This window comes from Serratia sp. PL7 (assembly GCF_945957435.1).
The window spans coordinates 526,718-541,298 of sequence record NZ_CAMFLB010000002.1; the positions used below are offsets into that span (position 1 = coordinate 526,718).

The 14,581-nt window shown below is 56.2% G+C and carries 13 protein-coding genes; 1 reads left to right on the forward strand and 12 read right to left on the reverse strand.

The features are described 5' to 3' along the window. Positions 1-34 precede the first annotated feature (34 nt). Genes hypE through hybO form a run of 11 tightly spaced genes read right to left on the reverse strand, consistent with a single transcriptional unit; the run spans position 35 to position 9,735 of the window. Positions 35-1,063: a hydrogenase expression/formation protein HypE gene (gene hypE, locus N6G83_RS17030; protein ID WP_282440828.1), complete on the reverse strand. Its 1,029-nt coding sequence runs from the start codon at positions 1,061-1,063 to the stop codon at positions 35-37. After that, positions 1,063-2,178 carry a hydrogenase formation protein HypD gene (gene hypD / locus N6G83_RS17035; RefSeq protein ID WP_211136094.1) on the reverse strand — a complete coding sequence of 372 codons (1,116 nt, stop codon included), beginning with the start codon at positions 2,176-2,178 and terminating at the stop codon, positions 1,063-1,065. The genes hypE and hypD overlap by 1 nt, the downstream gene beginning before the upstream one ends. Then, on the reverse strand, positions 2,165-2,440 hold the full coding sequence (hybG, locus tag N6G83_RS17040; protein WP_024486886.1) for a hydrogenase maturation factor HybG: 276 nt from the start codon (positions 2,438-2,440) through the stop codon (positions 2,165-2,167). Before hybG ends, hypD begins: the two co-directional genes overlap by 14 nt. Beyond that, positions 2,440-3,399, reverse strand: a complete 960-nt coding sequence (gene hypB, locus N6G83_RS17045) for a hydrogenase nickel incorporation protein HypB (RefSeq protein WP_074031272.1) — start codon at positions 3,397-3,399, stop codon at positions 2,440-2,442. The genes hybG and hypB overlap by 1 nt, the downstream gene beginning before the upstream one ends. A gap of 19 nt (positions 3,400-3,418) precedes the next feature. Next, positions 3,419-3,760 (reverse strand): hydrogenase maturation nickel metallochaperone HypA, encoded by a 342-nt coding sequence (hypA, locus tag N6G83_RS17050; protein WP_065685141.1) that lies wholly within the window; start codon positions 3,758-3,760, stop codon positions 3,419-3,421. Further along, the gene (hybE, locus tag N6G83_RS17055; RefSeq protein WP_024528475.1) at positions 3,761-4,246 is read right to left on the reverse strand and encodes a hydrogenase-2 assembly chaperone; all 486 of its coding nucleotides are present in this window, start codon (positions 4,244-4,246) and stop codon (positions 3,761-3,763) included. Then, positions 4,230-4,730: a HyaD/HybD family hydrogenase maturation endopeptidase gene (locus N6G83_RS17060; protein WP_024528474.1), complete on the reverse strand. Its 501-nt coding sequence runs from the start codon at positions 4,728-4,730 to the stop codon at positions 4,230-4,232. Before N6G83_RS17060 ends, hybE begins: the two co-directional genes overlap by 17 nt. Next, positions 4,730-6,424: a hydrogenase 2 large subunit gene (gene hybC, locus N6G83_RS17065; protein ID WP_024528473.1), complete on the reverse strand. Its 1,695-nt coding sequence runs from the start codon at positions 6,422-6,424 to the stop codon at positions 4,730-4,732. Before hybC ends, N6G83_RS17060 begins: the two co-directional genes overlap by 1 nt. Continuing rightward, the gene (hybB, locus tag N6G83_RS17070) at positions 6,402-7,601 is read right to left on the reverse strand and encodes a Ni/Fe-hydrogenase cytochrome b subunit (protein ID WP_211136095.1); all 1,200 of its coding nucleotides are present in this window, start codon (positions 7,599-7,601) and stop codon (positions 6,402-6,404) included. The genes hybC and hybB overlap by 23 nt, the downstream gene beginning before the upstream one ends. Next, positions 7,588-8,598 (reverse strand): hydrogenase 2 operon protein HybA, encoded by a 1,011-nt coding sequence (hybA, locus tag N6G83_RS17075; protein ID WP_024528472.1) that lies wholly within the window; start codon positions 8,596-8,598, stop codon positions 7,588-7,590. The genes hybB and hybA overlap by 14 nt, the downstream gene beginning before the upstream one ends. A 3-nt stretch (positions 8,599-8,601) precedes the next feature. Beyond that, on the reverse strand, positions 8,602-9,735 hold the full coding sequence (gene hybO, locus N6G83_RS17080) for a hydrogenase 2 small subunit (protein ID WP_024528471.1): 1,134 nt from the start codon (positions 9,733-9,735) through the stop codon (positions 8,602-8,604). A 1,055-nt stretch (positions 9,736-10,790) separates the two neighbouring features. Here hybO and ynfF point away from each other — a divergent pair. Next, on the forward strand, positions 10,791-13,229 hold the full coding sequence (ynfF, locus tag N6G83_RS17085) for a selenate/tellurate reductase subunit YnfF (protein ID WP_260524002.1): 2,439 nt from the start codon (positions 10,791-10,793) through the stop codon (positions 13,227-13,229). A 535-nt stretch (positions 13,230-13,764) separates the two neighbouring features. On the opposite strand, the gene N6G83_RS17090 is transcribed toward ynfF, so the two are convergent. Further along, positions 13,765-14,166: a hypothetical protein gene (locus N6G83_RS17090; protein ID WP_260524003.1), complete on the reverse strand. Its 402-nt coding sequence runs from the start codon at positions 14,164-14,166 to the stop codon at positions 13,765-13,767. Positions 14,167-14,581: the final 415 nt, after the last annotated feature.

The window sequence follows — 14,581 nt, forward strand, 5'->3', positions numbered from 1 at the left end:
TAGGAATACCCACACGCTTCCGCCAACCGAATCACTAACAGATCCGTGGCAGAGGCTCATCCAACGGCAGATCCAGCCGACGGGAAACCCCGAACAACCCGGTGAGGCTCACCTGCTGCCGCTCGGTGGTACGGCCAATCACAGCCGCATCGCGCCCCAGCGGATGCTGATGCAAAGCAGCCAACACTTCAGCCTCAGCCTCGGGTGCTACCACCAACACCAGCTTGCCTTCGTTGGCAAAGTTGAGCGCATCCAGCCCCAGCAGTTCGCAAATCCCCCGCACTGCCGGTTTCAACGGCAGCGCCGCCTCTGATATCGCCATGCCACAGCCGCTAGCGGCGGCAAACTCATGCAGCACCGCCGTCACGCCGCCGCGAGTCGCATCGCGTAAAGCACGCACTCCGGCAATCGGTAACAATGGAGCAATCAGCGGAGCCAACAGCGCGCAATCGCTGCTTAATTCACTCTCCAGGCCCAGCCCTTCACGCAGATTCAGAATGGTTGCGCCGTGATCGCCCAAGGTGCCGCTGACGATAATGCTGTCACCCAGGCGGATGTTAGCGGCCCCCCAGTGGACGCCAGCCGGGATGGTTCCTAACCCGGTGGTATTGATAAAGATTTTGTCTGCCGCACCGCGGGGTACCACTTTGGTATCGCCGGTCACAATCTGGATCCCGGCCTGCTGCGCCGTGCTGGCCATCGACTGAACGATGCGTTCCAGCGTGGCATACGGCAACCCTTCCTCCAGGATCATGGCGCAGCTCAGATAACGTGGCTGGGCGCCACTGACGGCTACGTCGTTAGCGGTGCCGCAAACCGCCAGTTTGCCGATATCACCACCGGGGAAGAAAATAGGATCGATAACGTAACTGTCTGTCGATACGGCCAAACGATCGCCCGAGATGGCGAGCTCATCCAGTGAAATTCGTGCCTGATCTTCCCGGGCATTTAACGCCGGATTGGCAAAGGCGGGCAGCATGAGTTCTTCAATCAGGGATTGCATGGCGCGGCCACCGCTGCCATGGGCCAGGGTAATTTCCCACCCGTTGTTCACTTCACGCATTATGCGGTCTCCCTGCGATACTGATAGTAAGCCGAACAGGCCCCTTCTGAGGACACCATCAAGGCACCAAAGGCGTTCTCCGGAGTACATTGTTTGCCAAACAGCGGGCAGGCATCCGGTTTGCAGCGCCCGGTCAACACTTCACCACAGCGCGAACGCGGATCGTCCGCTACCCGCTGCGCCTGCGGTTTAAACCGCAGTTCGGCATCAAAATCCGCATACTCCGGTTTGATCTGCACGCCAGAGTGGGCAATCTCGCCCAAGCCGCGCCATTCGCTGCTCTCTTTCAGGCCAAACACTTCTGCCATCGCCCGCTGAGCCAGAAGATTGCCCTGTTCGGGCACGATGCGCCGGTATTGGTTTTCTACCGCGCAGCGGCCATCACGCAGCTGTTCCAGCAACATCACCAAACCTTGCAGAATGTCCAACGGCTCAAAGCCGGTCACCACCAGCGGCTTATGATAATCCGCAGCGATAAACTGATAAGGCGCGTTGCCGATCACCATGCTGACGTGGCCCGGTGCCAGGAAGCCGTCGATGCGCACATCGGGCTGCTGCAACAGGCTGCGTAAGGTGGGGATCAGGGTGATATGCTGGCAAAACAGGGTGAAATTGCGCAGCTGACGCTGGCGGGCTTGCTGCAACGTTAAGGCGCTGGCGGGCATGGTAGTTTCAAAGCCCAGGCCAAAAAACACCACTTCGCGCTGGGGGTTATCCGCCGCCAGCTGTAACGCATCCAGCGGCGAGTACACCACCCGGATATCGGCTCCACGGCGGCGAGCATCCAGCAAAGACCCATTGCGACCAGGGACCCGCATCGCATCACCGTAGGTGCAGAAAATCACCTCCGGATGGGCGGCAATCTCCAGGCAGCTATCAATGCGCCCCATCGGTAATACGCAAACCGGGCAGCCGGGGCCGTGGACAAATTCCAGGCTTTCCGGCAGCAGTTGGTCAAGACCAAACTTGAAGATAGCGTGGGTGTGGCCACCGCAGACCTCCATCACCTGTAACGGCAGGCGCTGCGACTGGGGAATGGCTAGCATCAGCGTTTCGATGCGCCGTAACAGCGCCTGACATAGCGCCGGATCGCGGAATTCATCAACGTAGCGCATTGGCATCCTCGTCATCCCGTGCCAGCCCGACGGCGCGCATATGCTGCAATGCTGCCAGCGTTTCCAGCGCTTCCTGCTCATCGAGCAGGCTCATGGCAAAGCCGACGTGCACCAACACCCACTGGCCGATCAGCTCCTGCGGCGAGCCTTCACACACCAGCGCAATATTGATCCTGACCGCCACGCCGCACACGTCGGCCCAGGCCAGTTGGTGGATATCCTCCCCGACTGCGGTCACCTTACCGGGCACACCGAGGCACATTATTGCTCTCCCAGCCAGTTCAGCCAGAGATCCATTCCCTCACCGCTGGTGGCCGACAACGCGATCACCTGGATGGACGGATTAACCTGACGGGCAAAGGCGATGCAGTTTTCCACCGAGAAGTTTACATAGGGCAGCAGATCGATCTTGTTGATGATCATCAGCGTAGCGGCGGCAAACATATGGGGGTATTTCAACGGCTTGTCTTCCCCTTCCGTCACCGACAGCACCGCGACCTTGTGCCGTTCGCCCAGATCGAAGCTGGCCGGGCAGACCAGGTTGCCGACGTTCTCGATAAACAGCAGGCTGTGATCCTGCAAATCCAGGCGGTGTGCCGCGTCGTGTACCATCTGCGCATCCAGATGACAGCCCTTGCCGGTATTAACCTGAATGGCTGGTACGCCGGTGGCGCGAATACGCTCGGCATCGTTACTGGTTTGCTGATCGCCCTCAATCACCGCGCAGGGTAATTTGCCCGCCAATCGTTCCAGCGTGGCCGTTAGCAAGGTAGTTTTGCCCGAACCTGGGCTGGAAACCAGGTTCAGCACCAGAATATGTTGTGCGGAAAAGTGTTCGCGGTTGTGGGCCGCCAGATGGTTATTCTTGCTCAGTACGTCCTGTTCAATCTGTACCAGACGGCGCTGCCCGATACCCGGTGCGTGGCTCCCCGCCTCGCCGTGCCCATAGTGTAGGTCTTGCGAATGCGGTTGCACCTCTGGCGTAAAACGTTCCGCCGCAGCGACACCCGCGTAATGGTGATGTACATCGCCTTGATGGTGATAGTGATGATGGTGATGGATCACTATGCCTGCCGGTGCTTGATGTTCCCCGTCGTGATGATGATCAGGATGATGATGGTGAGCATCATGATGGTCGTGATGATGGTGGTCGTCGTGGTGATGATGTTCGTCACCTTCGATGGTTTTTTCGCCACTGGCGCAACCGCAAGTCGTACACATCGTTATTCACTCCTCAAAATTATTCCACTTCCAGCTGCTTCAACCGCAGGCTGTCACCGCTCTCAACGCGCAACTGGTGGCTGCCGCACTGTGGGCAACCTTCATCATGTTTTTCAATCTGCACGCTCATGCTGCAACTCCAGCACCAGGCGCGGGCCGGCTGGTAGTCCAGCAATAACTGGCACCCCTCTGCCAGCGTATGGCGGGATGCCGAGGCGAAGCTGAAACGCAGCGCGTGCTCTTCAATACAGGAGAGCGCCCCAATTTCCAGCCACACCGCCGTCACCCGTTTTGCTCCGTGCTGCCGAGCCTGCTGTTCAATCAATTCCATCGTGCTCAGGCACAGGCTGATTTCATGCATCTATGCCGTTCTCTGTGATAGGCCAAATAGCGCCCTGCGCCCCGGATTACTGGGGATGTTGCCATCCACCACCGGTAGCGAAAGCGCCATCCGCGCGCTCTGTTGTGCCAACGCCAGCGCCTGCTCGGCCCCCAGATGGCGATCCAACGGAGACATCAGTGAACAGGCCAGGTATTGCCCGCAACCCGCAATCTCACCGACGATGAACCGCACGCTGCCGCAAGGCAGGCTTAACGCCAACTTGTCTCCCACCGCATGGGGCTGCCAAACCTGTTCAGGACCGGGCAACACCAGCAGGCTAAGCATCCACGGCGTGAGAATGGTGCCGACCCACTGCCGTTCAAACAGCTGAAAGCCACAGGCACGCACCGGGATTTGCGGTTGGAAAAACGGCAAATCCTGCATCTCACCGTCGGCAATCGCCTGAAAGGCGGTTTCCAACAGCGCGCTGGGGTTGAGCTGAAAACCGTTAGTCACAGTCTGCATTGGCCACCTCTTTTGGCTCCGCCACCACGCCGCTCTCTTGCAGCGCCAGCAACACCTGGGCCAACGCTGGCTCAATCGCCTGGCTGACCACGGCGCTCAGTCCAATTCCGGGCTCCAGCGACTCTGGCACCACGCCCACCAGGGTGAGCCGACGGGGAAACTCATCCGTCAGCCGCAGCGCCATCAGCACGTCGGAAAGCCCCAGTTGATGGGGCGAAACCTTACGGGTAAACAGCGCCGGGATCTCTTCGTCATACAGCACGGCGACGCTGCCCGGAGCAGCACCGGTCAACACCGCGTCCGCCACAATCAGATGATCGCGATCGGCCATCATTTCCATCAGTTCCATCCCCGAGGTGCCGCCGTCCAGCACCTCAACATGGGCCGGTAAACGATAGCGCTGCTCAAGGGCTTCGACGATGCGCACGCCCACCGCTTCATCGCCCAACAACAGATTACCTATGCCTAATACCAAGATTCTCATTACAGCACCTTGACCCTGGTCACTTCATTGCCAGTGGTGTCTACAATATGTACCGCACAGGACATGCACGGGTCGAACGAGTGGATAGTTCGCACCACCTCCAGCGGTTTGCTCGGATCGGCCACCGGCGTGCCAACCAGCGAGCGCTCGTAAGGACCGGGCTCATCGTTAAAGTTGCGTGGCCCGGCGTTCCAGGTTGAGGGCACTACCGCCTGATAGTTGGCGATCTTGCCGTCCTTGATGACCACCCAGTGCGACAACGCGCCGCGCGGGGCTTCGATAAAGCCCACGCCCCGGATCTCACCGGTCAACGGTATATTCGGTGGGATAAAGGTTTCGTGGTCGCCGCTGCCAATGTTGCTCACCAACGCCTGCCACTGCTGGCCCAGGGTTTCATGCAGCACGCAGGCATGTACCGTGCGCCCGACAATGCGGCCCAGGGTCGACGGCAACTGATCGGCGGTTAACGCTTTGCCGGTCAGGGCCTGGTAATTGCTGTTGACCTTGGCAAAATATTTCTGGGTTGGCGGGTGCTCGGCTTGCAGGGTACACATCAGCCAGGCCAACGGCCCCATCTCTACCGCTTTGCCGTAGAAGGTTGGCGCTTTAACCCAGGAGTATTTGCCATCTTCCTGCCAGCCGGTGTATTTAGGCCTCGTCAGCCCTTCCCACGGTGCCAGCGGTTCATCGTCCTGATACCAGGCGTGCTTGCCGCTCTCCTGAATACCCTTGATCAGATACTCATCGCGCTGGTTGGCGATCGGTCGGAACTTGCCGTTCTCCAGATAGCCCCCCGGCATCAGGAACTGGTCGCCTTTACGATCGATCGGCAGTTCCGGCACGCAGAGATAGCAGTCCGAGCCTTTGCCGAGGGTTAGCCACTCAGGGTAATGCGCCGCGATCACCGCGCTGTCCACCAGGTAAACCTGCTCGATAAAGTCGCCCAGGCGGTCGATAAAGGTTTTCAGGTACATCAGGCGCTCGAGGTTCAGCACGCTAGGCGCATCGAGGTTGATCGGGTTAGCCACCCCGCCCACCGCCAGGTTCTGGATATGCGGCGTTTTACCGCCCAGTATTGCCACTACGCGGTTGGCATCACGCTGGCATTCCAGCGCCTGCAAATAGTGGGCGACGGCGATCAGGTTAATCTCCGGCGGTAGCGCCATAGCCGGGTGCCCCCAGTAGCCATTGGCGAAGATGCCCAGTTGGCCGCTGGCGACCAGATCCTTGATCTTCTGCTGCACTCGGGTGAACTCGGCAGCGCTGTTCAACGGCCAGCTAGACAGGCCACTGAGCAAATCGGCAGCCTTCTGCGGATCGGCCTTCAGCGCCGAGGTGACATCCACCCAGTCCAGCGCCGAGAGCTGATAGAAATGCACGATATGGTCGTGAATGCTGTGGGCGGCGGCAATGATATTGCGGATGTACTGGGCATTGACCGGGATCTCCATCCCCAGCGCATTTTCCACCGTCCGCACGGAGGCTAACGCGTGAATGGTGGTGCACACGCCGCAAATCCGCTGGACGATCATCCACGCGTCGCGCGGGTCGTTACCTTGCAGGATCTCTTCCATTCCGCGCCACATGGTGCCGGAGGACCAGGCTTTAACCACCTTGCCGTCTTCAATTTCACAGTCGATGCGCAGGTGGCCCTCAATACGGGTGACGGGATCAATGGTGATGCGTTGGCTCATGCTCTACCTCTAACTGGTTGTTTTCATTCTTATGTTGATGCGCAGGCAGCACCGGTAACAACCGGATCAACAGGATGTACGCACAAACTTCAATTGCCACAAAGCCGATGGAGATCAGCAGTTCGCTGGCCGTCGGGAAATAGTGGTAGCCATTGCCAGGGTCGTAGGCCAGCAACGCGTAATTCAGCCGCCAGAACGACGCTCCGCAGACCATGCTCAGCGCGCCGAGAAACAGCAGGCGTGAGTTGCGGCGGTTACGCTTCCAGCGGAACATCACCAGCGGCACCAACATCAACAGCGTTTCCACCCAGAACGAGATGGCAAAGCGATCGAGATGCCACAGATAGGCCGTTTTGCCGCGCCAGATCAGCTCCCCAAAACGCAGCACAATAAACAGCAGTAAGAACCCATCGATGATGTAGGTCATGCGGGCAAGCAGCGGCGTTTCCTCGGGCCCTTTCCCCCGCAGCCCGGCCTGCACCAGCGAGCCTTCAAATATCACTATCGAGAAGCCCAGAATGCCTGCCGTCAACAGCGAGAACAGCGGTAGCATTTCGTAGCTTTGCCACAGCGGGTGGATTTTGATCCCCGCCGCAATCATCAGCGAGCCCATCGAGGATTGGTGCATGGTTGGCAGCAATGCGCCCAGGGCGATCACCAGGAACATCACCTTGTTGAGCCGTTTGAGCGACACCTTCCAGCCCAGCCGTTCCAGCAGCGCCGGGGCGAACTCCAGCGCCACGATGCCCACGTAGATCGTCATACAGACCGCGGTTTCAAACAGCACCGACGAGGTATTGAAATGGCCGGGAATATAGAAATAAGGCAGGTTCCAGTAACGGCCGACGTCGATGGTGATCGACAGCCCGCCCAGCGAATAGCCGAACAGGCTGGCCAACAGCGCAGGCCGCACCAGCGGGTGATATTCCCCCCGGTTGAACACATACACCGCCCAGGCCAACGCCCAGCCGCCGCAGGCCAAACCGGTGCCCACCAGCAGATCGAATGCGATCCAGATACCCCATGGGTAGCCGCCGTTCAGATCGGAAACATCGCCCAACCCCAACACCAGACGTTTGAGGATCAGCAACAGGCACAGCACCACAAACGGTGCCAGCATCATCACCGGCCAGCTCACCAGCCGCCCGCCGAGTGGCTGCGTTTTATGCGTCGTCATGTTTATCTTCCTTCTTGTCCTGACGCTCGTTACGCTGGTTACGCTGCACCAGGAAAGTGATCCCGGCCAGAGCGGCAAACGGCAACACCATGCCTTTGTACAGCGTGTGCTGGATATGCTCGGAACGTGCACCGGTTGACAGTTCCTCCAGCGCTGGCAAGCCGAGATCCTCGAAAGGCACGCCGGTCAGTACCAGCACCTGCGTTCCGCCGCCCTCGTGCTCGCCATACAGGTGTGGTTGGTAATGCGGCACCGGGTGTTCGTAATGGTCGTTGCCTTGTAGGGTTTGGCGCGGGTAACGGTAATTCTCACCGGGCTTACTGGCCAGACGCTGCTTGGCTTCGGCCATTAACTGCTCGCGGGTGCCAAAGATCACCGCCCCGGTTGGGCACACCTCGACACAGCCTGGCAGCCCGCCCTGATCCAGCCGGGCAACGCCTTTCTGGTTACAGAGTTCGCATTTGTGGATCTTGCCGAACGGGTTGTCGTAGTCGTATTTCGGCACGTTGAACGGGCAGCCCACCATGCAGTAGCGGCAGCCGGTGCAAACATCCGGGTTGTAATGCACGATGCCGGTTTTGGCATCTTTGTGCAGCGCCTGAACCGGACAGACAGAAACGCAGTTGGGGTCGACACAGTGCATGCACTGTTTTTTGATATAGGCATAGCCGTTGTCCACCTGGTCTTTGTGCTTGCCGTCTCCGCTGGTCCACACCTGAATAATGTTGTTGGTGTAAGGGCTGAGCTTGTCGTTGTTCGACCAGGTCGCTTCGGTACCCGCGTAGGCATAGGTTTCGCCATGCGGTTCATCGGTATGGTTGATACGTTGGCATTTGCTGACACAAGCCTGGCAACCTACACACAGGGTCGAGTCATACAGCATGCCCAGCGAGTTGGGGATGGGCGGCTTGTTCTCCGGCCCGGCCTGCGCCGCAGGGGCAACCCCTGCCAACATTGCGCCACCGCAGGTCAGTTTTAGAAAGTTACGTCGATTCACGGCTTACTCCTTGCTTGGCGGCTGCTCGTCGTCTTTACGCTGCGTTTTTTGCTGCCGCCCCAGCTCTTTCACCGCCATCAGGCTGACACCGGCAACCAGGCCGACCACGCCGCCAAGCAATCCCATCGCCGTTGGGCTGACATGCCCGCCTTCAACGCTACCCACCTCGGGTTTGGCGTTGCGGGGGGTAGGATTTTCGACGCTGGCCAACTGGGCGATCCCTTTGGTAAAGCCGATACCCTGCTCGTTGCAGCCGTAGCAGGGATGACCGATCCCGACCGGCCAGATGCCACCGCCCACGTCGCAGAACTCCAGCGTTGAGCAGTTGCCATAAGTTTCTGGCCCCTTGCAACCAAGGTGATACAGGCACCAGCCCTGCCGATGACCTTCATCACCAAACTGTTTGGCAAAACGCCCGGCGTCAAAGTGCGGACGGCGCTCGCAGTTTTCATGGATCAGACGAGCATAGGCGAACTCAGGGCGATTTTTAGCATCCAGCGCCGGTGGCCGTTGATAGGTGATGATATGGGCCACCGTCGCCAGGAAGTTGTGCGGGTTAGGTGGGCAGCCGGGAATGTTGATTACGGTTTTGCCGGGTAAAATATCCTGCAGGCTGACCGCGCCGGTCGGGTTAGGTCCGCTAGCCGCGACGCCGCCCCAGGCAGCACAGGAGCCGATGGCGATCACCGCAGCGGCGTGCTCTGCCGCATTACGGATATGCTCAACGATCGGCTTACCCGCCACCATGCAGTAGACGCCGCCATCCTTCATCGGAATGGAGCCGTCGACCACCAGCACGTATTTCCCTTTGTATTGCTCAATCGCGCGGTGCTTGTTTTCTTCCGCCTGTTCACCAAACGCAGCAGAGAGGACTTCGTGATATTCCATGGAAACCACGTCAAGCAACAGGTTCTCGATCGTTGGGTGAGTGGCCCGTAACAAGGATTCCGTACAGCCGGTACATTCCTGAGCCCCGATCCAGATGACCGGTGGCCGCTGTGGCGAACCTACCGAGTGGGCTATTTCGGCGGCGGCTTTGGTGCTGAGCCCCATGGTGGCGGCGAGTGCCGCACATAACTTCATAAAATCGCGGCGATTCACGCCATCCCGGAAAAATGTTTGATTTTCCCTTATCATTATTATCTATCCCCTGTTGATGACCGACATACAAGCCCGTAAACACAGTGTGCGGGTGGTTAATATATTGTTATTTTCCGGCTACCCTGAGTTGATCTTTATCAACCTTTGCTGAGGTAACAGTTAATATTTGCGTAACATGAGAAAAATCGCTTCAGCAAAAAATATTTTTCTTGCATATTTATCTCGCTAGATTTATTCGCGCACGTATTTAAATAACAATAACTCTCATTATCTTTTAAATAAAAATCCTAACGCCATTAAATAACCCACAAATCAAACAACAAGAATAATAATGTATTCTCTTGCATAGTTTTGTAACAATTAATATCTCCCCGGCTTCAGCATAAGCTTTACGACACAATCAAGCGTGATGAGTATAGAAAAGGCCGGGGCAGGAAAACACGTAATATGCCGTTTTAGTTTAAAATTTTATTGCAGAGTCATCGGCGGGGTCATGCATGGCAATGATATTGCATTATGCCGCTATTTTATCGGATGCTGCGTGCATCAGTGACGGTTGGCGGGCGTTGGTCTTTATGCGAACCAGTGGGAATAAAGCAATAAATGACTTTGCTAATCCCTCTGCCAAGCGCGCAATGGGGGGCTTATGTTGCACGAGGCCATAACAATATTGTACCGCCGCTGGATATAATTCACCAACATCCCCTAATTCCACCAACCAAATATGCTACAGATTAAGACTCCGGCCTGAACACAACAATTGCTGCTATAGAAAAAAGGCAACCATCCTGCTTTATTTGCTTGCGCAAAGCGAAAACTTGACCTCAAGCAAACTTCAACTAGCCCGCGCGTGGGTATACTTATTAAGAGGTAATCCAATTATCAAGCTGATAGATGAATTTGCATGGCGAATATTATCAATGCAAATTCATTAATGCAGACGACTTTACTCGCTACAGGTTAGCACTTTTAATAGATCACACCACGGTTGCCTGGCTTAAAACGTCTTGCCAAGAGACATCATGGGTTAATAACAAACCAGACATCAGGCGTTATCGGCAAAGAAATAGGCCAGCACAGGGAGCACTATCATGAACGATAACAACATCCCCGACCTGCTTCATCACCCGTTCAGCCGCCGTAAGCTAATCAAAACCGGCTCGGCTACCGGCTGCTTACTGGCCGCCACCTCAGGGCTGGTGTTGCCCTTCCGTAAAATCGCCGCCGCCGAGCCGTTGCCAAATCCCCAACAGCCGCAAGACAAGGTGGTCTGGAGTTCTTGCACCGTAAACTGCGGTAGCCGCTGTGCACTGCGCCTGCACGTGCGGGATGACGAAGTATACTGGGTGGAAACCGACAACACCGGCGACGATCACTATGGCAACCACCAGGTGCGGGCCTGCCTGCGTGGGCGCTCTATCCGCCGCCGCATGAACCACCCGGACCGGCTGAAGTACCCGATGAAACGCGTCGGCAAACGCGGCGAAGGCAAATTCAAACGCATCAGTTGGGAAGAGGCGCTGGATACCATCAGCGGCCAGTTGAAGCACACTCTGGCGGAATACGGTAATGAGGCGGTGCACGTGCTGTACGGTACCGGGGTCGACGGCGGCAATATCACCAACTCCAACGTGCCTTATCGCCTGATGAACTCCTGCGGTGGCTTCCTCAGCCGCTATGGCAGCTACAGCACCGCGCAGATCACCGCCGCCATGCCCTACCTGTACGGCGCACAGCAGGGCAACAGCCCGGATGATATCGCCAACAGCAAGCTGGTGGTGCTGTTTGGCAATAACCCGGCGGAAACCCGCATGAGCGGTGGCGGAGTAACCTATTATCTGGAGCAAGCCAGGGCAATCTCTAACGCCAAGATGATTGTCATCGATCCGCGCTATACCGATACCGCCGGTGGCCGTGAAGATCAGTGGGTGCCGATTCGCCCGGGCACCGATGCGGCGTTGGTTGCAGGCATAGCCCATGTGTTGATCAGCGAAAATCTGGTGGACCAGCCGTTCCTGGATAAATACTGCATAGGTTATGATGAAACCACCCTGCCCGGCAGCGCGCCAAAAAACGGCCATTACAAAGCCTATATCCTCGGCCAGGGTGACGATGGTACCGCCAAAACGCCAGAGTGGGCGGCTCGTATTACCGGGATACCGGCCAACACCATTATCCAACTGGCCCGCGAAATCGGCATGACCAAACCGGCCTATATCTGCCAGGGCTGGGGGCCGCAGCGTCACGCCAACGGAGAACAAACCGCCAGGGCTATTGCCATGTTACCGATCCTGACCGGTAACGTCGGTATCAACGGCGGTAATACCGGCTGCCGCGAAGGCAGCTTCGATCTGGGCGTGGAATGGTTCGATATGCTGACCAACCCGGTACAGGCCAAGATTTCGGTGTTTACCTGGACCGACGCGATCATGCGCGGCCCGGAAATGACCGCCAAGCGTGACGGCATCCGTGGCAAAGATAAGCTGGACGTACCGATCAAATTTATCTGGTGCTATGCCAGTAATACGCTGATCAATCAGCATGGTGATATCAGCCGTACCCACCAGATCCTGCAAGACGACAGCAAGTGTGAAATGATCGTCGGCATCGAGCACTTTATGACCTCATCGGCCAAATATTGCGACATTCTGCTGCCCGACCTGATGCCAACCGAGCAGGAAGACCTGATCTCTCATGAGTCCGCGGGCAATATGGGCTACGTGATCCTGGGCCAGCCCGCCACCACGCGCAAGTTTGAACGCCGCCCGATTTACGAGATCCTTTCTGAGGTGGCCAAACGGGTTGGGCCACAGGCCGAAGCGACCTTCACCGAGGGGCGCAACCAGCAGCAGTGGATCGAATACCTGTGTGAGAAAACCCGCGAACGCAACCCGGAAATGCCAAGTTATCAAGAGATGAAGAGCGCAGGCATTTATAAACGCAAATGCCCGGAAGAGCACGTGGTAGCCTTCAAGGAGTTCAGAGAAGATCCGCAGGCCAACCCGCTGAAAACACCCTCAGGCAAGATTGAAATTTACTCCGAACGGCTGGCGGAGATCGCAGCCACCTGGGAGTTGGCACCAGAAGATGTGATCCACCCGTTACCTGTCTATGCCGCCGGGTTCGAAGGTTGGGAAGATCCGCTGAGCAGCCAATATCCGCTGCAGCTGTTTGGTTACCACTATAAGGCCAGAACCCACTCCAGTTACGGCAACATTGACGTGTTGCAGCAGGCTTGCCCGCAGGAGGTGTGGATCAACACGCTGGATGCGCAGGCGCGCGGCATCAAGAACGGCGATCGAGTGAAGGTCTTTAATGGCCGGGGAGAAACGCAGATCCAGGCGAAGGTAACGCCACGCATTATGCCTGGCGTCACCGCTATGGGCCAAGGTGCCTGGCTGGCGGCAGATATGTTTGGCGATAAGGTCGATCACGGCGGCAGCGTGAATATTCTGACCCACCATCGCCCTTCCCCGCTGGCCAAGGGCAACCCTCAACACACCAATCTGGTGCAGATTGTGAAGCTATAGGTGGTTTGGGGCGGGTTGCAGTCGGCCGGGATAACGGTGGTCTGCGTATTCAACTGCGGCGCGGAGAATTAATGCTGACGGTGGAGGTGTGCGACGGTAGCGACTCGCTACCGTACTGGCATACAACGCAAGGTGCGGTATGACTGCGATTTAACCATCAAAGCCACGGCAAGATTGGCCCCAAACTGATTAACCGTTATGGGGCCAATCTTTTGCCTTGATTAGGCTGGCAATCATTTTTCTTTCGACATTCTGGCCACTATCTTACGCACCGCGTTGTAAACCAGATCGACCAAACGGTAGCAGCCTAAAGGTATGACGAAAATAAGGATTGCCTTAGTAAGCCATGAAGGGAGTTCGATAACAGAAACAGCTAAAATGCCAACGCAATAAAATAGAGGGTTAATAATGAAAAACACAAGAATAAAAGTCCATATGTTATATAAGAAATTTGATTTAATCATCATTGTATAACCCTCTGTTTAGGTGATGCGATAGGTAACATGCTGGTATTAGTTTTTAGCCATGAATCACATTACCTACTACAGCTGTTACCTGAATTCCCACCACAATTGCTATTGCTACCCGTTCCACCACCACCCCCGTTTCCCGTGTTGATACAGCTGCTAACCGCACCAATCGCACCGCCAACCGCCCCCCGCACACCGCCAAAGGCCCCCCCAAGAGCGCCAGCCGCAAGAGCTGCGGCACAAGCAGCATCCATCCCGGGTGATGAATTGCCGACAAAGCCGTTGGCCTGCCCGCCATAGTTAGTGGATGCGCCTCTTCCCTTGTTGTTATTACGACCGCCGTTATCCGACCGATCACCACCATTATTCCCTCGACCGCCGGAAATTTGACTAAGTATAGATTTATCTAGTTCTATCATAAACAGCTCCTTTGTTAAGTAATATAAAGCAACCTCGTTCAAAATCATTATTAACCCAACGCAATTTTACATGCAACATATTATTTATTAGCCAATCAAGTAACCTGTATAAATATAAACTCACTTATACACAACACATCCCTATGATTTACTTAACTTTCAGATTTACTACTCAACTCTGGAGAAAACGCTTTACTTTGAAAATAAATTAAAGCACCAGAAGGATATTATGTGGGCCTGTTATTTATTCATTTAACCTTAAAAATAATGTTTTCGACAACGGACCGTTCTTCTCCGACAGTTGCTCTGCTCACTCTCAACCCTGCCGCGGCCCGAGTCAGGTGTGTATCAACCTGATAATCTTATCCTTATCAATATGATAAATTATCGTCGCACATAGTCTTTGCCATACCGACATTGGTGCGTCCTCCCCCCTCTTTGGCCACCAAAACCATCACGCCCA